18 protein-coding genes are annotated in these 20,303 nt (G+C 64.6%); 7 read left to right on the top strand and 11 right to left on the bottom strand.

The genetic code is table 11. The features are described 5' to 3' along the window. Window positions 1–139 precede the first annotated feature (139 nt). The 9 genes from JLZ96_RS14600 to cobM form a co-directional block, all read right to left on the bottom strand. Window positions 140–1,153 (bottom strand): alpha/beta hydrolase family protein, encoded by a 1,014-nt coding sequence (locus tag JLZ96_RS14600; protein ID WP_027494811.1) that lies wholly within the window; start codon window positions 1,151–1,153, stop codon window positions 140–142. 331 nt (window positions 1,154–1,484) lie between these two features. Continuing rightward, on the bottom strand, window positions 1,485–2,495 hold the full coding sequence (locus tag JLZ96_RS14595) for an alpha/beta hydrolase family protein (RefSeq protein ID WP_174557192.1): 1,011 nt from the start codon (window positions 2,493–2,495) through the stop codon (window positions 1,485–1,487). A 213-nt stretch (window positions 2,496–2,708) separates the two neighbouring features. Further along, window positions 2,709–4,574, bottom strand: a complete 1,866-nt coding sequence (gene zomB / locus JLZ96_RS14590; protein ID WP_283550341.1) for a flagellar motor control protein ZomB — start codon at window positions 4,572–4,574, stop codon at window positions 2,709–2,711. After that, on the bottom strand, window positions 4,552–5,457 hold the full coding sequence (locus tag JLZ96_RS14585; protein ID WP_027494814.1) for a decaprenyl-phosphate phosphoribosyltransferase: 906 nt from the start codon (window positions 5,455–5,457) through the stop codon (window positions 4,552–4,554). The genes zomB and JLZ96_RS14585 overlap by 23 nt, the downstream gene beginning before the upstream one ends. Then, window positions 5,454–5,990, bottom strand: a complete 537-nt coding sequence (locus JLZ96_RS14580; protein ID WP_174557191.1) for a phosphatase PAP2 family protein — start codon at window positions 5,988–5,990, stop codon at window positions 5,454–5,456. The genes JLZ96_RS14585 and JLZ96_RS14580 overlap by 4 nt, the downstream gene beginning before the upstream one ends. Continuing rightward, window positions 5,968–7,875, bottom strand: a complete 1,908-nt coding sequence (locus JLZ96_RS14575; RefSeq protein WP_032366754.1) for a glycosyltransferase — start codon at window positions 7,873–7,875, stop codon at window positions 5,968–5,970. The genes JLZ96_RS14580 and JLZ96_RS14575 overlap by 23 nt, the downstream gene beginning before the upstream one ends. After that, window positions 7,872–9,101: a UDP-galactopyranose mutase gene (gene glf / locus JLZ96_RS14570; RefSeq protein ID WP_032385360.1), complete on the bottom strand. Its 1,230-nt coding sequence runs from the start codon at window positions 9,099–9,101 to the stop codon at window positions 7,872–7,874. The genes JLZ96_RS14575 and glf overlap by 4 nt, the downstream gene beginning before the upstream one ends. 67 nt (window positions 9,102–9,168) lie before the next feature. Next, window positions 9,169–9,918: a precorrin-6A synthase (deacetylating) gene (gene cobF, locus JLZ96_RS14565; RefSeq protein ID WP_201010440.1), complete on the bottom strand. Its 750-nt coding sequence runs from the start codon at window positions 9,916–9,918 to the stop codon at window positions 9,169–9,171. Continuing rightward, a complete protein-coding gene (gene cobM / locus JLZ96_RS14560; protein WP_201010439.1) occupies window positions 9,915–10,658 on the bottom strand; it encodes a precorrin-4 C(11)-methyltransferase in 744 nt (247 codons plus the stop codon). Before cobM ends, cobF begins: the two co-directional genes overlap by 4 nt. 282 nt (window positions 10,659–10,940) lie before the next feature. Between cobM and JLZ96_RS14555 the strand changes: the two genes are divergently transcribed. Further along, the gene (locus JLZ96_RS14555; RefSeq protein ID WP_201010438.1) at window positions 10,941–13,109 is read left to right on the top strand and encodes a peptidoglycan recognition protein; all 2,169 of its coding nucleotides are present in this window, start codon (window positions 10,941–10,943) and stop codon (window positions 13,107–13,109) included. Window positions 13,110–13,187: 78 nt separating this feature from the next. Here JLZ96_RS14555 and JLZ96_RS14550 read toward each other — a convergent pair whose 3' ends face one another. Then, a complete protein-coding gene (locus JLZ96_RS14550; RefSeq protein WP_027494821.1) occupies window positions 13,188–14,024 on the bottom strand; it encodes a Cof-type HAD-IIB family hydrolase in 837 nt (278 codons plus the stop codon). 75 nt (window positions 14,025–14,099) lie between these two features. On the opposite strand from JLZ96_RS14550, the gene JLZ96_RS14545 reads away from it, so the two are divergent. Further along, the gene (locus JLZ96_RS14545) at window positions 14,100–15,131 is read left to right on the top strand and encodes an NADP-dependent oxidoreductase (RefSeq protein ID WP_032374181.1); all 1,032 of its coding nucleotides are present in this window, start codon (window positions 14,100–14,102) and stop codon (window positions 15,129–15,131) included. 55 nt (window positions 15,132–15,186) lie between these two features. Further along, window positions 15,187–15,699, top strand: a complete 513-nt coding sequence (msrA, locus tag JLZ96_RS14540; protein ID WP_032381071.1) for a peptide-methionine (S)-S-oxide reductase MsrA — start codon at window positions 15,187–15,189, stop codon at window positions 15,697–15,699. Between the two features lie 53 nt (window positions 15,700–15,752). Here msrA and JLZ96_RS14535 read toward each other — a convergent pair whose 3' ends face one another. Continuing rightward, entirely contained in the window at window positions 15,753–16,799 is a 1,047-nt protein-coding gene (locus JLZ96_RS14535; protein ID WP_032385353.1) for an NAD(P)-dependent alcohol dehydrogenase, read from the bottom strand. A gap of 94 nt (window positions 16,800–16,893) precedes the next feature. On the opposite strand from JLZ96_RS14535, the gene JLZ96_RS14530 reads away from it, so the two are divergent. The 4 genes from JLZ96_RS14530 to JLZ96_RS14515 are packed head-to-tail and all read left to right on the top strand — an operon-like array spanning window position 16,894 to window position 20,199. Beyond that, window positions 16,894–17,487 carry a TetR family transcriptional regulator gene (locus JLZ96_RS14530; protein ID WP_032366746.1) on the top strand — a complete coding sequence of 198 codons (594 nt, stop codon included), beginning with the start codon at window positions 16,894–16,896 and terminating at the stop codon, window positions 17,485–17,487. A gap of 51 nt (window positions 17,488–17,538) precedes the next feature. Next, window positions 17,539–18,837, top strand: coding sequence for a YhgE/Pip domain-containing protein (locus JLZ96_RS14525; protein ID WP_374758038.1), 1,299 nt, complete (start codon window positions 17,539–17,541; stop codon window positions 18,835–18,837). Window positions 18,838–18,856: 19 nt separating this feature from the next. Then, window positions 18,857–19,600 (top strand): CPBP family intramembrane glutamic endopeptidase, encoded by a 744-nt coding sequence (locus tag JLZ96_RS14520; RefSeq protein ID WP_201010437.1) that lies wholly within the window; start codon window positions 18,857–18,859, stop codon window positions 19,598–19,600. Between the two features lie 5 nt (window positions 19,601–19,605). Next, window positions 19,606–20,199: a DinB family protein gene (locus tag JLZ96_RS14515; RefSeq protein WP_201010753.1), complete on the top strand. Its 594-nt coding sequence runs from the start codon at window positions 19,606–19,608 to the stop codon at window positions 20,197–20,199. Window positions 20,200–20,303 lie beyond the last annotated feature (104 nt).

Raw genomic sequence — 20,303 nt, 5'->3', positions numbered from 1 at the left:
GCCACGAACAGCAGACTCGCTGTGACTGGTGGTGCGAATGTGAATTGGGGAGGCTCGGAGAGCCGGCGCTCGAACCGACAATGCCGCCCGACGCGAGAGCGTGGGGCGGCATTGTCGGAGAGCACGTTACGGAACCGAATCAGGCGTTCAGCGCGTCCAGGATCTGGGTGCGTGCCTTCCACAGCTCGGCACCCCAGTACGGCCAGGCGTGGATTCCGTTGGCCGGGAAGCTGTAGGTCGCCGGGATACCGAGGGTGCCCATGCGGATCTGGAATGCACGGGTGTTGGCGAGCGAGAGTGCCTCGAGCGCCATGCCGTTGGCGGTGTTGTAGAAATCGATCGGCGCGGCCGGGCGGTCGAACTGGCCGGGCAGGCCACTGGCTGCGGAGATGTACAGCGACAGACCCTGCAACCTGGGTGCGAAGACGAACGGGTCGTTGCGCAGCCACGCCGGGTTCCAGGGCGGTCCCCACATGGAGTCGACGTTGAAGCGGCCGGCATCGAGCATCGCGATACGAATCGCCTCACGCATGCCCGGGGCCGAGATGTTCAGGTAACCCGAGAGCGAGCCGGCGAACTTGAACTGGTCGCGGTGGTACGCGGCGAGCGTCAGGGCAGCCGAACCACCCATCGACAGTCCGAGAACACCGTTGTTGTTGCGCGAGACGCCGTAGTTCTCCAGGAACGCCGGGAGCTCCTGCGTCAGGAACGTCTCCCACTTGTAGGTGACTTCCTGGCCGTTGAAGTTCGACGAGGTGTACCAGTCGCTGTAGAAGCTGGACTGTCCGCCGACGGGCATGACCAGCGTCACGTCGTCGTTGGCGAACTGATCCTGCGCGTTGGTCTCGAAGGTCCAGGCGTTGCGATCGTCGCGGGCACGCAGGCCGTCGAGCAGGTAGAGAGCAGCGTTTCCGCCGCGTGCCGCCCACTGGACCTGGACCTTGATCGGACCCATCTCGGATGGGACGATCAGGTCCTCGCGGCCACCGGCCGGGGTCTGATGGACGACGGCAGTGGGGGCAGCGACTGCGACTGCGCCGCCGACGACACCGGCTGCGATCGGCAGAACGAGTGCGGCAGCACCCACGCCGAGCAGGCGCTGACGCCAGCGTGATGACGCCTTCGGGTTACTGCTGAGGCCGGCAAATCGCATGAATCGTGCTCTCTCTCATCTACGCGGTCTCCGCTGTCGTAGCGGCCCCCGGCAATCGAACAGGGCTGACTGACGGCCCATGAGGCCGGGGTGAAGCTGTGGTGTGTCGAAACGTCGAGGTTCTGCTGCATAACAGGCGAACCGCTCGATGGAGGTTATTCCATCGAGCGGTTCCAAGGCAAAACTGTGATCAGCGTCCCAGTTTCGCCTCTGCGAGTTTCTGAAACAGGAGACTATCCTGCGCGGTCCCCGCTGAACAGCCCTGAAAAGTCGTGAAATATCACTACAGGGCCGAAAGCGGGGACTGCGACAGCAAACGCTGCCGGGTGGATCAGTTACCGATGTTGGCGCTCAGGTCCGGTGCCATGACGCGGATCTGCTCGCCCCAGTAGCCCCACTGGTGGGTACCGACGGCCGGGAACGCATACGTGACGTTGTTGGCACCGATGCTCGCCATGCGGATCTGGAAGGCACGGCTGTTCGCCAGGGCGATGGCCTCGAGGCCCATACCGTTCGCGGTGTTGTAGTAATCGATGAAGCTCTGTGGGCGATCGAGACCGCCGGGCAGACCGCTGCCTGCGAAGACCCACACGCGCGTGCCGTTGTCACGCAAGCGAGGCGCGAAGACGAACGGGTCGTTGCGCAGCCACGCCGGATCCCACGGCGGGCCCCACATCGCGTCGATGTTGTAGCGGCCGGAGTCCAGCAGGGCCAGGCGCATCGCCTCGCGCATGCCGGGTGCGGAGATGTTCAGGTAGCCCGACAGCGAACCGGCATAGCTGAACTGGTCCGGGTGGTACGCAGCCAGCGTGAGGGCTGCGGAGCCGCCCATCGAGATGCCGATGACACCGTTGCGGTTCGGGTTGAAGCCGTAGTTCGCGCGCAGGTTCTCGCGGAGGTTCTGCGTCAGGAAGGTTTCCCACTTGTAGGTGGTCTTCTGACCGTTGAAGTTGGACGGTGCGTACCAGTCGGAGTAGAAGCTCGACTGTCCACCGACCGGCTCGACGACGTTGATGTTCCACGAGGCGAGAACTGCTCCGGCGTCGGTCTCGTGCTCCCAGCCCGAGATGTCCGTCGTGGCGCGCAGGCCGTCGAGCAGGTAGACGACGCGGTTGGTGTTACCGTCCGCTGCCCGCCACACCCGGCTCTTGATCGGGCCCATGCTCGAGTCCGTCCAGACGTCGATGGCGTTGCCGTCGAACGCTGCGTTGGCAGTTGCGCCACCGCCCGCCACGGCCAATCCCAGTGGTAGCACCACTGCCATCAGCATGGATGTTGCGGCGCGGCGTCCCCAGGAGCCCGCTCGCTTGTCCCCGGACCGGCTCTTCCATCTACCCAGCATGCACTCGACCTCTCAGCAGCTTCGTCACATCGGTTACGCAATCAACGATTGATCTCGCAAGTTCATCATGTATGCGTCCGACCCAGGGTCTGGCGCATACATATCCTCCGCACTTATCGCACGAAGTACGTCGCCCGTTACAGGATCGAGACAGCTCATCTTCGCGTCGAGACCGAATCGGCGCAACCCGGTGATCTTCTCGTGTTCTGTCGGCTAATTATCGGCCTTCAATACGGGTGCCGGAAGATCACATCGCTGTATTTCGTATTTCGGCACCCGGTCGAATCGATAACCGGCATAGAACAACGAACGTTTCACATTCCGGACGAACAGATCCTTCGTCAACGGTGCTCGGTAGGACGTCAGCATTTCCTGGGTGTCAGGGCAGGTCAACGCCACCTGAGCTTCGGTCACCCAGTCCTCGTCCATGTACCAGGGCAGGTACGGATGGATGCCGACCAGTCCCAGATCGGCGACGACCCAGTCCGGGTAGAGGTTCTTGTCGTGACCGATGCGGCCGTTCTCGAGGCGTTCGGTGTGCGATGCCAACGGGTACGCCAGCCCCATCTGATCGATGACCCGCACGTCTAGGCCGACGTTCATGCTCGTCATCCCCAGGTTGAGGAAGTAGACGGTGTGACCGAATCCACCCTCGGGGATCGGGAGGGGCGGCGGGACGACATCCCAGTAGGTGAATTGCGCGGACGGCAGCAGCAATCCGCCGTCCGGGGTGTCGTCGATCGCCTGAACCATCGCCCGCATCCGCGGATAGTCGAGATAGTCCGACGCCAGGATCGGATGAGCGTGCCCGGTGTTGAGCGAATAGAACGCTCGTTCGTCGACGATTCCGCTTCGTCCGACGATCGAGCCCTGGGGCATTCCCGTCGTGTTCGCCGCAATCACAGCCCAGACGACAATCCCACCCCAGACGGATACATCTGCGACGAAAACAGCAGTCGCACGATTACCGGACCATCGTTGCGGGAGCGCAACGGGCAATATCGAAATGGGCAACAGCAGCGTGAACAGGGCGGGCAACAATGTTCGCCCGTGCATGAAATCGCCACCGACTCGAATTGCGTAGACCGCGAGCAACAATCCACTGACGAGCACGAATACGACGACAGCGGTCGGCGTGCGCAACGCGGCGAGCAGGCCGCCCACTGTTCTGGGCAGCGTCGGGCGCACTCGTGTCACCGACAGGGCGGCACCGAGCAGGAGCAGCACCAGCGGGAGCCACAGTAGGTACGGTCCCATCAGGTTGGTCAGATACGCCCACCCTTGCGACCACTTGGCACCGCCGGCGTCCTTGGACACTGCAGTGTTGGGGTACGGAAGGCCGTAGTAGCCCATGCGCCAAATTTGGTAGAGCACGGGAACCGCGCCCGCGAATGCGAACACGCGCAGCCTCGACAACCACGTCTGTGGGGCGAGGAAAATCATCGCCAGTGCCAGAACCGACACGATGGACAGCTCGGGGCGAACCAGCGGGCCCAGGCCGGCGAAGAAGGCCAGCAGCAGCAGCTCGACGCCACCTCCGCGGCGCTGCCCCCAGCGCACCATCAGCAGCCACAAAACCGCCAGCCAGAAGATGACCAGGCAGGTCTCCAGCCCGGACGTCGCGAAGTCACGGGCCGGCGGTACCGCGATGTACACCAGGACGCCCGCGGGGAGGAAGAGAGTGCGTGACGCAGTGCGCCCACGCAGGGCGAATGTGCCGATCATCGCGATGACGACGGCCGCTGTGGACAGCACGAGCGCGATCGTCAGGACCACGTACTCGAGCCGGCCGTCGCTGAGCCAGCTACCCGCGTAGACGAGGTAGGTCCAGATGGTGCTGGTGTTGGTCTCGACCCGCTCGCCCGCATTGAACACCGGACCGTTGCCGGCCAACAGGTTGCGGACGGTGCGCAGGACGATCAGGCCGTCGTCGGCGATCCAGCGACGTTCCCAGGCACCCCACAGAAACAGGGCACCGGTGACGACGGTCCCGACCCAGAAGACCGCCCTGGTCGAGACCGCCGGTGCCGGGGTGTCTTCTCGCGTGTCTCGCTGGTCAGGCGAGGTAGACAGCGACACCAACCACTCCGATCCACGCTATGGCGAGTAGCTGGAGAACCCTGTCTCCCAACGCGATCTCTTCGGGTTCGCCTGCCTCGCCGCCGTCTACATCCACTGCGTATCGCAGGATTGCGATAGTAAACGGAATCATCGAGATGGCGAACCAGTTGGAGTCCGTTTCGGCGTCCTGCTGAAAAGCCCACAGGCCGTAGCAGATGACGACGGCCGTCGCGGACAGCGTCCACACGAAGCGCAGATATGTCGTGGTGTAGTTCTCGAGCGACTTACGGATCTTCGCCCCGGTGCGTTCGGCCAGTTGCAGCTCGGCGTAGCGCTTGCCTGCCGCCATGAACAGCGAGCCGAACGCCATGATCAGCAGGAACCACTGTGAGAGCGGGATCGAGGCAGCGACGCCACCGGCGATCGCGCGGAGCAGGAAGCCCGAGGAGACGATGCAGATGTCGAGCACGGCCTGGTGCTTGAGGCCGAAGCAGTACGCCAGCTGGATGACGATGTAGACGCCGATGACCAGCGCGAGCTTCCAGTTCGCGAAGAACGACAGACCGACGGCGAGTCCGAGCGACACCACGGCCATCGCGTAGGCGATCGTGACGGGCAGGACTCCTGCAGCGATCGGCCGGAACCGCTTGGTGGGGTGCGCGCGGTCGGCCTCGACGTCCATGGCGTCGTTGACCAGATAGACACCGGAGGCGGCGAAGCAGAACACGATGAACGCGAGCGCGACGGACAGCAGCACGTCGCGATCGGTGACCGAGCCTGCCGCCAACGGCGCGGCCAGGACCAGCACGTTCTTGACCCACTGACGCGGGCGAAGCGCCTTGACGATGCCGTCCGCCAGATTCTTCGGCGGTGCGCCTACGGGTGCGGCATCCTCGCTCATTTGTCTCCTTCGAACTTCACGACGGCAGCAGCCGTCAACGCGCCGAGTGCAGATCCGGCCAGCACGTCGGTGGGGTAATGGACTCCGAGCACCAAGCGCGAGAGCAACATGGGTGGGACGAGGACCGCCGGTAACGGTAGCCCGGTCACGCGGCCGAGGAGAACCGCAGCCGCTGTGGTGGATGTCGCATGCGACGACGGGAAACTCAGCTTGCTCGGCGTCGAGACATTGATCCGGACGGCCGGATCGTGGGGACGCGGCCTGCGCACGATGCGCTTGATGACGATGGACGCGGCATGTGATCCGACGGCACCGACGGCCACCGACGCCCACTGGCGTCGCCGCGGCGCGTCCAGAGCAGCGCCGATACCTGCGATCGCCACCCAGCCGAGGGCATGTTCGCCGAAGTGCGACATCCCGCGCGCGACGGTGATCGCACCGGGGGCGCTACCGACCGTGGCCTGCACCTTTTCGAGAATGCGCACTTCGGTCGGCACCTCGGTCTGGCCTTTACGCCTGGTAACGAAAGACACGTTCCCACGTTTCCTTACTGGTCAGGTGCGGCACGGCATCACGGTATCGAGCCTTGAGCGCAGGGAATTCGGCTGCCAACTGCTTGCGCAACGACAGCGCTTCCTTCAGCAACGCCGCGGCCTGCGCGCGGTCGCGCTTGCGGTAGACGACGCCTCGGCCGTCGGCGGTGGTGACGGTGACGCCGTCGACCTGGGACAGCAGGAACCAGCGCGCGTCGAGAGTCGGCACGTTGAGCTGCGGACGCTCGTGGTGCTGCTCGTGCGCAGGCTTGACGTTGTGCAGCAAGCCCTTGGCCAGACGACGGACCTTGGAGATCGGGTTGGTCGGCAGGCCGACGGCTCCGACTTCCTCACCGGATGCGAGCGGCAATTCCGTGGAACTGCCGACAACGACGGCGTCGGGGAATTCCTTGCGCAGTGCGTGGACCGTCGGGAGCGCGGTGGGCAGGATCTCGAGAATGTGCTCGGGACCGGCCAGGAAGTCACGGATAGCGAGGTTCTGGATGGCGACCGTCGAGTACTCGAGGCACAGCAGGTGCTTGACGGTGGCCTTGATCGTGTCGAGCACCAGGCCCTTGCCGTCGCCGGGCATGTGCAGCGACGCGACAACGAGACGGTTGCGCAGGTGGAAGTACGCCTGCCAGTCGATGGCGTCGTCCTTGTCGCTCCACGCCATGTGCCAGATCGCGGCACCCGGCAGCGTCACCGTCGGGTAGCCGGCTTCGCGTGCGCGCAAGCCGTATTCGGCGTCGTCCCACTTGATGAACAGTGGCAGTGGCTGCCCGAGTTCCTCGGCGACGACGCGCGGGATCATGCACATCCACCAGCCGTTGTAATCGACGTCGATGCGGCGGTGCAGCAGCTTGCTGGTGCGCAGCGGGTCCTCGGAGAAGTCGTGGTCGTATTCGACGTTCTGCGCGCCGGTCCACATGAAGTTCCCGCGGTCGATCACTTCACCCATGACGTGCAGGTGACTACGCGCCTGCAGATTCAGCATCTGGCCGCCGACGAGCGTGGGCACCTTGGCGAAACGCGACATCGCCAACGCCCGCAGAATCGAGTCGGGCTCGATCTCGATGTCGTCGTCCATGAACAGAATGTGTTGGCAGGCAGTGTTGTTCAGCGCCTCGTACATGATTCGGCTGTAGCCGCCGGACCCACCGAGGTTCGCCTGATCGTGGATCGCGAGACGGCCACCGAGCGCAGCAGCGGCCTCGTCGAAGCCGGGTTCGTCCTTTGCCTTGCGGGTGCCCTGATCCGGCATGATGACGGCCTGGATCACGTCGAGCACCAACGGGTCCGAGCCAAGGGCGACAAGCGCTTTGACGGCGTCGGTGGGTCGATTGAACGTGGGTATGCCGACGGCGACGGTCGCCTCACCGGGAGCGTCGATCGGCGCGTACCAACCGGCGCTTTCGAGGACCACCTCGGAATCGGAGGTGATGTCGAACCAGATCCACCCGCCGTCCTCGAACGGGCCGAGGTCGATCAGAAACTCTTGCGCCGCATCGCCGTCCACAGCCTCGCGGCCCTCGACGTGGATGCGCGACGCATCGGCCTTGGACCGGTAGACGTCGATTCGGCAGTGGCCGGACACCTCGACGCGCAGCACCACGGACTTCAGGACGCTGTAGCGACGCCAGTAGCTGGCCGGGAATGCGTTGAAGTAGGTGCAGAACGACACCTCGGACTCGCCGCCGATGGTGAGCGAGGTACGCGAGAGCGAGTGCGCGCGTTTGGCATTGGTGGTCGCTTCTTCGAGGTACAGCGTGCGCACGTCGAGCGGCTCACCCGAACGGGGCAGCAGTACTCGCTGCAACAGCGATTTTCCGAGGACCGGCGCGACGTCTGCAACCCCGTCCTCGAGCAGGTGCTTGGCGGTCATTTGTCCCCCGCCAGGGCGGTGCCGGTCTCGAAGTGCGGGGCCAGGGTGTTGTCGTACATGTTCAGTGCGCTCGCGATGGCCATGTGCATGTCGAGGTACTGGTACGTCCCGAGTCGACCACCGAACAGCACACCGTTGGAGGCCGTCTCGGCCTTCGCGCGGTTGCGGTACGCCTCGAGCTTCTGCCGATCGTCGGGGGTGTTGATGGGGTAGTACGGCTCGTCGCCGCTCTCGGCGAAACGTGAGAACTCGCGCATGATGACCGTCTTGTCGGTCGGGTACTCACGCTCGGGATGGAAATGCCGGAACTCGTGGATCCGAATGAACGGCACGTCGTCGTCGTTGTAGTTCATCACCGGCGTTCCCTGGAAATCGCCGACCGGGAGCACCTCGGTCTCGAAATCGATGGTGCGCCAGCCCAATTCGCCCTCGGAATAGTCGAAGTAGCGGTCCAGCGGCCCGGTGTAGACGATCGGGGCGTTCGGGCTCTCGGCGACCAACTCGTCGCGTACATCGAACCAGTCGGTGTTCAGGCGAACGTCGATCTTCTCGTCGCGTGTCATGTTCTCGAGCCACGCGGTGTAGCCGTCGACCGGCAGGCCCTCGTAGGTGTCGTTGAAGTAGCGGTTGTCGAAGGTGTAACGCACCGGCAACCGGGTGATGTTGCCCGCGGGCAGTTCCTTCGGATCGGTCTGCCACTGCTTGGCGGTGTAGTCCCGGATGAACGCCTCGTAGAGCGGACGTCCGATCAGCGAGATCGCCTTCTCCTCGAAGTTCTGCGCGTCCTTGGAGTCGAACTCACTGGACTGATCCTCGATCAGGGCCCGCGCCTCGGCCGGGGAGAAGAACTTTCCGAAGAACTGCGAGATCAGCCCCAGGCCCATCGGGAACTGGTACGACTGACCGTTGTGCAGCGCGAAGACGCGGTGCTGGTAGCCGGTGAAGTCGGTGAACTGGTTGACGTAGTCCCACACGCGCTTGTTGGACGTGTGGAACAGGTGCGCACCGTACTTGTGGATCTCGATACCCGTCTCGGGCTCGGCTTCCGAGTACGCGTTGCCGCCCAGGTGGTGCCGCCGGTCGAGAACGAGAACACGCTTGCCCAGCTGGGACGCCGCCCGTTCTGCCACGGTCAGACCGAAGAACCCGGATCCGACGACGATGAGGTCGTAGCGGCCGGTCGCGGTGGCGTCGGAAGAGGTGGTCTCGGGGCTTACAGCAGTCACGGGCAACCAGGGTATCCGACGATCGTGACGGCTCCACCCCGCCAGGCACCGCCCGACCGGTCCGGTGTCAACCTGGCAGGCGTCGGAGCAGGTAGGTATCCATCACCCAGCCGTGCGCCTCCTTGACCTCGGCGCGGGCGCGGCGAATATCGTCGAGCACGTCGTCGAGCGGCCCGGCCGCGAGCTTCTCGTCGGTCGTACCCAGGTTGGCTCCCCAGTGGATGCCCCACCCTGCGCCGGTCAGCGCACTGCAGGCCAGGTTGCCGTCGAGCATGACGACGAGGTTGTCCAGCCCGGCTGCGACGTCGCCGGCCAGGTTTCTGCCGGTGGTGATGACGATCGGGCCCCCGATGCGATTGAGCACGAGTCGATGACTCGCCGCCAGCATGGACACGCTGGAGATGCCGGGTGTGACATCGAACTCGATGTCGCCGCGCAGTTCGGCGATCCGCTCGACGACGCGGATGGTGCTGTCGTAGAGCGCCGGGTCGCCCCAGACGAGAAACCCGACGACGGTGCCGTCGGCGAGACCGTCGAGCACGTCGGCGTACGCCCGGGCGCGGGCGTCGTGCCAATCGAGGACGGCGGTCTCGTACTGCCGAGGTGACCGGTCGCGTGGGGGGTCGGGCACCTCGACGACCTGGTAGCTGCCACCGTGGTGGCGCTCGAGGATCTCCTGCCTGGCTGCTGCCAGATCCCCGACGGACGCGCCCTTGTCGGCCACGATGAACACGTCCACAGCCCGCAGCTTCTCGACGGCTTGCACCGTCACCTGATCCGGGTGACCACCGCCGATGCCGATCAGATGGATTTTCACGAGCGGTCCCGGCAGGCGTCGTACAGGTGGGATTCGGCGACGACGCGACGAGCCAGAGCAGGACCGACGAGGATCACCGCGGCCTGACGCAGGCCGGCGGCCTCGACCTGATCGGCGATATCGGCCAGAGTGCCGCGCAGAACCAGCTCGTCCGGCTTGCTGGCGTGGAAGACGACTGCGGCGGGGCAGTCCGAGCCGTAGAACTGCGCCAACTCGTCGGCGATGATGCGGGTGCGAGTGATGGCCAGATGCAAAGCCAACGTCGCGCGAGTGGCCGCGAAATTGGCCAGCGCCTCGGTGTCCGGCATCGCCGTCGAGCGGGCCTGCGCGCGAGTGAGGACCACCGATTGCGTCACCTCGGGAACGGTCAGCTCGACGCCCAACGTGGCCGCAGCGGCCGCGTAGGCGGGCACTCCCGGGGTGACGTCCCACGGCACACCCGCGGCGTCGAGTCGAGCCGACTGTTCTGCGATCGCGGAGTAGAGGGACGGATCACCCGAGCACAGGCGTGCGACGTCGTCCCCGCGCTGGTCGGCGGCGACGAGTTCGGCGGTGATGGCATCGAGATCGAGCTTCGCGGTGTCGACCAGGCGAGTACCTGCCGAGCAATGTTCGAGGATCGCGTCGTCGATGTAGGTACCGGCGTAGACACACACCGGACTGGATCGCAGGAACTCGACGGCCCGCAACGTGAGCAGGTCTGCCGCTCCGGGTCCGGCTCCGATGAAGTGCACAGTCACAGGTGGAAAGCGTAGGGGGCGGGAGTGGAGCCTGCGGAATGACCCATGAAGGCGGGAGTGGAGCCTGCGGAATGACCCATGAAGGCGGGAGTGGAGCCTGCGGAATGACCCAGGAATGCAAGCCCCGACGCGCCGCGCCACCAGAACTTCCCGTGGATGGCTAACTGTCAAGCTAAGGTTTAGCCTTGTGTCTGATGGGACTCATGTTGCTGATGTGAATGTTGTTGTTCAGCAGTCGGAGATTCTACGACGCGTACCTACCACCAACCAGGGAGTACCGCCTTGCCGAACCGTCGAACGAAGCCGTCGATCGTTCTCGGTGCTGTCGCACTACTCGCCGTCGCGACCCCGTTTGCGGTCGCAGGGCTGACAGACAGCACGACCACCGGAGTTCGACCGGCCAACGAGACAACCCCGGTCACCGTGCCGACGAAGATCGTCGAGACCGCGCTGAGCGCTGCGCCGGACATCGTGATTCCGCTGCAGGAGCTCACCGGCCTGCCGCTGCCCGATCTGCGGCTCTCCGATCTGAAGTACCTGCCGCTGCCGGATTCCATCGTGATCCCGCCGATCGAGATTCCCGACATCCCGGGTCTCACGACGCCGGCGCCGGGTGGCGCAACCGCGCAGGCCCCGATCCCCAGGGTGGACGCCTCGGCACCGGTCAATCCTGAGGCTGCCGACCCCACCGGGCCGCCGCTCGGAGCGGCAGTCAAGGAAATCTCGCAGGACACCCCGTTCAGCATGGTGGCGTTGACCTCCGAGCAGCTGAACGGCGCGAGCGCACAGGTTCGACGTCAGCTCGAGGACGGATCCTGGGGCCCGTGGCTGCAGACCGCACCGGTGGATACCACTGCGAGCGACGCCGTTCCCGCTGCGGAAAAGCAGGGCACCGAACCGATCTTCGTGGGACTCACCAAGGCCGTGCAGGTGCTGTTGACTCCGCTGACGAGCAGCGCTGCTCCCGAAAGCTTTGCAACGCCGCCGGTTCCGGAGGTCCCGGTTGTTCCGCTGCCTTCCGATGCCTCCGCACCTGCGCCTGCTCCCGCCGTTGCGGAGCAGCCTTTGGGCTACACACCCGCGTCGTCGAGCAAGCCGCTGCGCCAACAGGATCCGGCACCGATAGAGCCCGCTGCGCCCGAAGCCGCTCCTGAGGTGTCGGCCGAGCAGTTGGCGTCGGCAGTCAGCGACATCAGCGCCGTGCTCATCACCCCCGGCACATCCCCCGCCGATTCGGCGTTGAGCGACCTCGCTACTCCGGTGGCGGGCGATGCAGGCCCCAACGTCATCACCCGCGCCCAGTGGGGTGCCGACGAGTCGATCCGTTGTGCCAACCCGACAATCGACGATTTCATCGGCGGTGCCACCGTGCACCACACCGCGGGCAGCAACGACTACTCGAAGTCCGAGTCGGCCGAGATCGTCCGCGCCATCTACGCGTACCACGCACAGACTCTGGGCTGGTGCGACATCGGCTACAACGCACTCGTCGACAAGTACGGCCAGATCTTCGAGGGTCGCGCCGGCGGCTTGGACAAGCCGGTCCAGGGTGCGCACGCCGGTGGATTCAACGAGAACACCGTCGGAGTGGCCATGATGGGCGACTACTCCACTCAGGATCCGTCGCAGGAGACCGTCGATTCGGTCGGCAAGTTCCTCGGCTGGCGACTCGGCAAGGCAGGTCTGGATCCCAAGGGGACCACGACGATGACCTCCGAGGGAACGGATTTCACGTTCATCGGCAAAGGCAAGAGCGTCGACCTGCCGGTGATCTTCGGTCACCGCGACGTCGGCAACACCGAATGCCCCGGTGACGCCGGATACGCCAGGCTCGGGGAGATCCGCGACATCGCGGCCGCGAACCTCGGCGGTGGCGGCGACGTCACACCGGCAGCACCCGAGACCGCGCCCGATGCCACCGCACCGGATACCGCGGTGACCGACCCGGCACCGTCACGCCCGGGCACGGACGTCAGTTCGACTCTGGGCGAGAACATCCCGGCCCTGGTCGCAGAATTGCAGCGCCTGGCGTCGACGAGCCCCGTCGCGCAGAAGTGGTTGTCCTCGGGCGGCGAAACCGGCGCTCTCGGCGTACCGGTCAGCGGCCTGGTTCAGGTCAGCGGCGGCCGCGAGAAGGCTCAGTTCCAGAACGGCGAGATCATCACCAACATGGCCGGCCAGGCCGTGGCCGTCATCGGCAAGATCTTCCAGCAGTACCTGCAGCAGGGTGGCGTCGACGGCGTCCTCGGTCTGCCGCTCACCGACGAGTTCAAGGTGCCGGAGGGCTTCCGAACGGACTTCGAGAACGGTTCGCTCATCTTCAACGAGCTCACCGGCATCGTGACCACGGTGATCAAGACGTACAACGACACCTACAACGCAGAAATGCAGAAGCCGGTCGCCGCGCCGGTGGAGCCGGCACCCGCACCGGAGCCCGCACCCGCGGGCTGAGTTCGGACAGTCGACAAGGGCCGAGTCACCGTGGTGACTCGGCCCTTGTCGTGTTCGATGCGCCCCTGTACCGGCGCATCACCACCAGCGTTCGAGTACCTGCGCCACTCCGTCGTCTGCGTTGGTGACGGTCACTTCGTCCGCGGCGGCGACGGCGGCCGGATGCGCGTTGCCCATGGCGACGCCCAGGCCGACCATCGACAACATCGGGACGTCGTTGGGCATGTCCCCGAAGGCGACGATGTCGGCGACGTCCACGGACAGGGTCTCGGCGACCTTCGCCAGGCCCGACGCCTTCGTGACGCCCGGTGCCGACAGTTCGATGAGCCCGTTGTCGGTGGAGAAGGTCAGGTCGGCGCGGCCGGAGATCAGCGGCGAGAGAATGTTTGCCATGTGGCCGCTGGTCGATCCCGACAGCCGTATCAAGAGCTTCACCGCGGGGACGTCGACGACGTCGTCCTCGGACATCTCGACGTTGTCGGGATTGAGCCACGCGTGCTCGTAGCCGGGCGAGCTGACGAACTGCGGCGTGGCCGCGTCGTGCGCCGATCGGCCGACGCGCTCGGCCGCGAGACCGCAGCCGGGTAGCGCGCGGTACGCGACGTCGGCCAGCCACTGCAACGTCTCGACATCGAGGGTCTCCGCACTGAGCACGCGATCGGTGGCCGCGTCGTAGATGACCGCACCGTTGGCGCACACCGACATCGGCGCGTATCCGAGACCGTCGACGACGGGGTGGATCCACCGCGGCGGCCTGCCGGTGGACAGCACGAACGGCACTCCGTCCGCTACGACGGCTGCGACAGCTCGCTTGGTGCGTTCACTGACACGTTCGTGCTGGTCGAGCAGGGTCCCGTCGACATCGCTGGCGACGAGGCGAGGGGCGAGGCGGGTGGTGTTCGGCGCGTTGGTCATCGTGACGTCATTCTGCCCTAGTGTCGAAGGACCCTGTTTTCGACATGCACGTCTTCGATGTGGAAGGAACGGTAGATGACATCCGTGAACCGTCAGATCCGCTTGGCTCAGCGGCCCGTGGGGCGTCCCGACGAGTCGACGTGGGATCTCACCGAGGAACCCATCCCCACCCCGGGCGACGGGGAATTCGTCGTCACCGTCGACTACGTCTCCCTCGATCCCGCCATGCGCGGTTGGCTCAACGATGCGCGCTCGTACGTGCCTCCCGTCGGCATCGGTGAGGTGATGCGTGCTCATGCCGTCGGCCGCGTCCTCGAGTCCCGGCATCCGGATTACGCTGTCGGCGAAGTCGTTTCGGGCTCGTTCGGCGTCACCGAGCATGCGATCTCGGACGGGTCGGGAGTGCAGAAGGTCGACGAATCGATCGCACCGGCACCCACCTGGCTCGGTGCCCTCGGCTTCCCGGGATTGACGGCCTACTTCGGGTTGATGGACGTCGGCAAGCTGGCCGAGGGCGATACCGTCGTCATCTCCGGGGCGGCTGGTGCCGTCGGCAGCATCGCGGGTCAGATCGCGAAAGCCAAGGGAGCCACCGTGATCGGAATTGCCGGCGGACCCGAGAAATGCGCCTGGCTCACCGAGGAGCTGGGCTTCGACGCGGCGATCGACTACAAGAACGAGTCGGTGTACAAGGCCCTCAAGGCCGCTGCACCGAAGGGCATCGACGTCTATTTCGACAACGTCGGCGGCGAGATTCTCGATGCGGCGCTCTCGCGCCTGCGTAAGGGTGCGCGAGTGGTGTTGTGCGGGGCCATCTCCGGCTACAACGCCACCGAACCGCAGCCCGGACCCGCGCACTACCTGTCCCTGCTGATCAACCGTGCGTCGATGACCGGGTTCATCATCTTCGACTATCTCGATCGCTACCAGGAAGGCGTCGACGCTCTGTCGGAGCTGCTCACCAGCGGCAAGATGACCGCGCGCGAGCAGATCGAGATCGGCGGAATCACGGCGTTCGGATCGACGCTCAACCTGTTGTTCGACGGTGCCAATACCGGCAAACTCGTCCTCGAGGTCGGCGAACGCACCCACGATTCGGAATTATGAGGACGACTCGTTCGTTGAACCCCACGTATCGCTCGATAGAGAACTAGGAGAGCACATGTCTGCAGCCACCGAAACCGCCATTCTCGCCGGAGGATGCTTCTGGGGAGCCGAAGAGCTCGTCCGCAAGCTGCCCGGGGTGGTCTCCACTCGCGTCGGCTACACCGGCGGCGAAGTCCCCAACGCGACGTACCGCAACCACGGCAACCATGCCGAAGGCCTCGAAGTGGTCTACGACCCCACCCAGACGTCGTACCGGGATCTGCTGGAGTTCTTCTTCCAGATCCACGATCCCAGCACGAAGAATCGTCAGGGCAACGACATCGGAGCCAGCTACCGCTCGGCCATCTTCTACCTGAACGACGAGCAGAAGCGCGTGGCCGAGGACACGATCGCCGATGTCGACGCGTCGGGGCTGTGGCCGGGCAAGGTCGTCACCGAAGTGACCCCGGCAGGAGATTTCTGGGAAGCCGAACCCGAGCACCAGGACTACCTGCAGAAGTACCCCGAGGGCTACACCTGCCACTGGGTTCGCCCGGACTGGAAGCTGCCGCGTCGCGCAACCGCCTAGGAGCGGCTGCGCCGCATGTGCATGGAACTTCGTAGCCTGCTACGAAGTTCCACTCACATGGGTGGGGCAGCCAGGTCCGACATATCGAGTACGAACCTGTACCGAACGTCGTTGGCTGCCAACCGATCGAAAGCCTCGTTCACTCGAGCGGACGGCATCGTCTCCACCTCGGCAACGATGCCGTGTTCGCCACAAAAATCAAGCAATTCCTGGGTGTATCGGCGTCCACCACTGCCCGCCGACGCCAGACTCTTCCGGCCGATCAGTAAATCCAGGAAAGCGACCGTCGTCGAGCCGAGATAGCCCACTGTGCAGAGCGTTCCGTCGAGTGCGAGGCAACGTAGGTACGGCGCGAGATCGTGCTCGACGGGCACGCAGTCGATGATCAGATCGAGACCACCTGCCAGTGCGTTCATCGCGGCGTCGTCGGTCGAGACGACCACGTGATGAGCACCCAGCTCCTTCGCATCGGCGGCTTTGCCTGCGCTGGTGGTGAATACGGTGACCTCCGCCCCGAGTGCGCGGCCCAGCTTGACCGCCAGATGGCCGAGCCCGCCGATTCCGGCCACCCCCAACCTCACGCCGGGGCCGACGTTCCAGCGGCGCAACGGCTCCCACACGGTGATGCCGGCACACATCAGGGGTGCCACTGCCGCTGGGTCGAGGTTCTCCGGGCGGTGGTAGACGAACCGATCGCGAACCACGTATTCGTCGGAATACGCACCGCGAGTGGTAATTCCGTCGTGTCGGTCGCGCCCTCCATAGGTCAGGGTAGGGAACTCTCGACAGAAATTTTCCTGACCCACCGTGCACATATCGCACCGCCCGCACGAGTCGACGATGTTTCCGACGGCCACCGCATCGCCGACGGCAAAATCCGTGACTCCGGGACCGATCTCGGTCACCTCCCCGACGAACTCGTGCCCGGGCACCACAGGGAAGTCACCGGGATTCCGTGTCGAGTGCAGATCGGTGTGGCACACCCCGCAGTACGTCACCCGAACGGCAACGTCGTCGTCGCGAAGATCCCGCCGGTCGAATGTCCACCGCTCGAGTGCCGCGGTCTCGTCGATGGCTCTGTATCCGGTAGCTGTCCGCATGTTCGTATCCCTTCAGAAATAACCAACTGGTTGGAAACGGTAGCGGGTCGTGGGACAGTTTTCAACCAACCAGTTGGAAATGTATGGTTCTCGCATGGGCAATTCCACGGCTACCCGAGCTCGGCTGCTGGCCGCCGCCACCGAGGAGTTCGCGACGCACGGCATCGCCGGAGCACGAGTGGACCGAATCGCGGCGACGGCCGCATCGAACAAATCGTTGATCTACAGCTACTTCGGCAACAAGGACACCTTGTTCGACACCGCCTTCGACACGCGAGTCGACACCGATATCGAGAACATCGCCTTCACTCCCGGCGACCTGCCCGGGTACGCGATGAAGCTCTACGACATGTACCTCGGCGACCCCACGCTGGTACGTCTGCTGACGTGGGCCCGGCTGGAGCGAACCCCGACCGGGCCGCTGTTCGACCGCAGACCCGGACACGACGATGAGAAATTCGTCATGATCGCCGAGGCTCAACGCGCCGGGCTGCTCGTGGACGACGTAGACCCCGCGGATATCTGGTCGATGCTGATCGCGTTGGCCGGTACGTGGGCTCAGGCGGCGATCATTCACACCGCCGACCGTAGTGAGCCCGAGACGGACCACGACCGACGCCGGGCCGCCCTCGCCGCCACCGTCCGGCGTGCATTCTGCCGACCTGTCCAGAAGGGCGGGACTTCTTAGCAGGGGTTGAACTACCGCGCACATGGGAGCCGAACTTGCGACACTGATCCGGTGACACCCGACAGAACCCCTCGGTCGATGGCCGACGTCCTTCGTTCGCCGCGCTTCTGGCTCGCTCCGATCCTTGTCGTCTCGACCCTCATGTCGTTTCTCGCGGCCCTGTATCTGGGCGGCGTTCTCGATCCGCGGGGCAACTTGCACGATCTGCCCATTGCGATCGTCAACCAGGACGAGGGCGACACCCTTGCGGGTGAGCAACGCAATATCGGCAACGACATCGTCGACGGATTGATTCAGAACGTCGATTCCGAGAAGGTCGCTTTCCGCGAGGTCGGCCCGGCTCAGGCCGAATCGTTGCTGTCCACGGCCGAGGTCTACGGCTCCATCGTCATCCCCAGTGATTTCACCAAGAGAATGGGAATCCTGGCCGAGGGCAGCATCATCCCCGGTGATATCGAGAAGCCGATCATCACCGTCTACACCAATCCGCGGGCGGGTAGCTTCGGAATGTCGCTCGTGACCGGAGTGGCCACTCCGGCATTCGAATCGGTGAATCAGACTGTGGGCCAACAGATCACCGATCAGGTTCGCCAGCAGCTCGGCGACACTCCCCTGGCGGGCGCGAGCGCTCTGACGTTGGCGCAGCCGATCGATGTGATTGTTGCCCAGCACGATCCACTGCCCGACGGTACCGGCGGTGGCCTGTCTGCGTTCTACTACGCGCTACTGCTCGTCTTGGCGGGATTCACCGGTGCGACCATCGTCAGCACCCTCGTCGACGGCTTGTTGGGGTTCACCCCAACCGAAATCGGCCCGAAGTACATCCACCGCGGACCCACCCGGATCAGCCGGTTCCAGACGCTGTTGGTCAAGTGGCTGGTGATGTTCGTTCTGGCCATGCTCGTATCCGCCCTGTACCTACTGATCAGCCATCTACTGGGTATGCCCATCACCCATGCGTGGACCCTGTGGATGTACGGCGCGTTCGCGATCACCGCCGTCGGATTCACTGCGCTGGCGGTGATGTCCGCATTCGGGACCGCCGGACTGTTGGTCAACTTGGTCGTCTTCATCATCCTGGCCCTGCCGTCCTCGGGTGGCACGATTCCTCTCGAGGCGAGCCCGCCGATTTTCACGTGGCTTGCCCAGTTCGAGCCGATGCATCAGATTTTCCTCGGCACCCGATCGATCCTGTACTTCAACGCCTCGCCCGACGCCGGCCTGCTGCATTCGGTGGGTATGACGTCCCTCGGGCTGCTCATCGGCCTCGTGTTCGGCCTGGTGTTCACCCTTCTCTACGACCGTAAGGGCCTCGACAGAAGCCTCGATTCTCCGGGTGTCGTCAGCTGACGCCGGTACACTCGATCCAATGCTTGCTGTCAACCCAGCCGGGAGCGTCGCACCTCGACGGGCCGTCCGCGCTTACCTCGACGTCGCCATCGTCGTTCTCGTGCTCGTGGGCACCAACTTCATCGCGCACTTCACCACGGTGTGGGCGAGTATCGCGACGGTTCCGATCGCCGCCGTTCTCCTGGTGATCCTGTCGAACCGTCGCGGACTCGGATGGGCCGAGCTGGGACTGTCACCCAAGCAATGGAAGACGGGTTCGCTCTACGCACTCGGTGCCGTCGGCATCGTCCTGACCGTCATCGCCGTCGGTGCATTACTGCCGATGACGCGGCCCTTCTTCATGGCCGATCGCTATGCCACCATCTCCGCGGCGCTGGTCGCCTCGATGATCGTCATCCCACTGCAAACGGTCATCCCGGAAGAACTCGCGTTCCGTGGAGTGCTGCACGGCACGTTGGGCCGCATCTACGGCGCCCGCGGAGTCTTCGCGGCAGGGTCCCTGCTCTTCGGTCTGTGGCACATCGCGTCCTCGCTCGGCCTGACCGCCGGGAACGTGGGACTCAGCGGATTTCTCGGCGGCGGGCTGTTCGGGCAAATCGTCGGGATCGCGCTCGCAGTCGTCGCGACCGCCGCAGCCGGGGTCGTCTTCACCTGGCTGCGCAGTCGAAGCGGAAGTCTCATCGCACCCATCGCCCTGCACTGGTCGTTGAACGGACTCGGCGCACTGGCCGCAGCCCTCGTGTGGCACGCATCGACGAGCTGAACGACATGAAGGACGAGCTGCACCAGTACCTTCGGATCGCTCGCCAGAACATGCTGTGGAAGCTCGACGGCCTCACCGAATACCAGAAGCGCCGACCGATGACGCCGACGGGAACCAACCTGTTGGGGTTGGTCAAACACCTCGCCATCGTCGAATACGGCTACTTCGGCCTCACGTTCGGTCGCGAATTTCCATCTCCTTTCGCGGAATTGGAAGCAGAGGGCATGGCCCGGCTGAATTCCGACATGTGGGCCACCGCCGAAGAATCGTCGGAATCCATTGTCGCCCTGTACCGCGAGGCGTGGACGTATGCCGACAAGACCATCGATTCACTCGACCTGGATGCAGCGGGACGCGTCCTGCACTGGCCTGCGGACAAACAAGAAGTGACGTTGCATCGCGTACTGGTGCATCTGTGCATCGAAACGAATCGACATGCCGGACACGCAGACATACTGCGCGAATTGATCGACAACTTCGTCGGACTGCGCCTCGGCAACGAGAACATGGCCGACGGCGACGCAGCCTGGTGGGATCAGTACCGATCCGAGCTGGAAACCGTTGCTCTAGAGGCTGATCAAGCCCGTCCCGCCGACTGAGCCTTTTTCGGCTCGACGGCTATTTTCGCGGTGTACCTGTCCAACCGCGATCGATGACCCGATTCAGCGCGACGACAGCCTGCGCGGAAATCCCGGGCAGTGAT

The sequence above is a fragment of the Rhodococcus sp. NKCM2511 genome (assembly GCF_014905595.1).
Taxonomy (GTDB): Bacteria; Actinomycetota; Actinomycetes; order Mycobacteriales; family Mycobacteriaceae; genus Rhodococcoides; species Rhodococcoides fascians.
Note: the sequence above shows the minus strand (reverse complement) of the source record. Positions and strands in the feature narration are given on the sequence as shown.

What these genes read in the sequence shown, in the direction of transcription:
- msrA (WP_032381071.1), top strand. Translation starts at nt 15,187, where the DNA reads ATGTCTGCAGCCACCGAAACCGCCATTCTCGCCGGAGGATGCTTCTGG.
- JLZ96_RS14515 (WP_201010753.1), top strand. Translation starts at nt 19,606, where the DNA reads ATGAAGGACGAGCTGCACCAGTACCTTCGGATCGCTCGCCAGAACATG.
- JLZ96_RS14550 (WP_027494821.1), bottom strand. Translation starts at nt 14,024, where the DNA reads ATGACCAACGCGCCGAACACCACCCGCCTCGCCCCTCGCCTCGTCGCC.
- JLZ96_RS14575 (WP_032366754.1), bottom strand. Translation starts at nt 7,875, where the DNA reads ATGACCGCCAAGCACCTGCTCGAGGACGGGGTTGCAGACGTCGCGCCG.
- JLZ96_RS14520 (WP_201010437.1), top strand. Translation starts at nt 18,857, where the DNA reads ATGCTTGCTGTCAACCCAGCCGGGAGCGTCGCACCTCGACGGGCCGTC.
- JLZ96_RS14545 (WP_032374181.1), top strand. Translation starts at nt 14,100, where the DNA reads ATGACATCCGTGAACCGTCAGATCCGCTTGGCTCAGCGGCCCGTGGGG.
- JLZ96_RS14595 (WP_174557192.1), bottom strand. Translation starts at nt 2,495, where the DNA reads ATGCTGGGTAGATGGAAGAGCCGGTCCGGGGACAAGCGAGCGGGCTCC.
- JLZ96_RS14585 (WP_027494814.1), bottom strand. Translation starts at nt 5,457, where the DNA reads ATGAGCGAGGATGCCGCACCCGTAGGCGCACCGCCGAAGAATCTGGCG.
- JLZ96_RS14530 (WP_032366746.1), top strand. Translation starts at nt 16,894, where the DNA reads ATGGGCAATTCCACGGCTACCCGAGCTCGGCTGCTGGCCGCCGCCACC.
- JLZ96_RS14600 (WP_027494811.1), bottom strand. Translation starts at nt 1,153, where the DNA reads ATGCGATTTGCCGGCCTCAGCAGTAACCCGAAGGCGTCATCACGCTGG.
- JLZ96_RS14535 (WP_032385353.1), bottom strand. Translation starts at nt 16,799, where the DNA reads ATGCGGACAGCTACCGGATACAGAGCCATCGACGAGACCGCGGCACTC.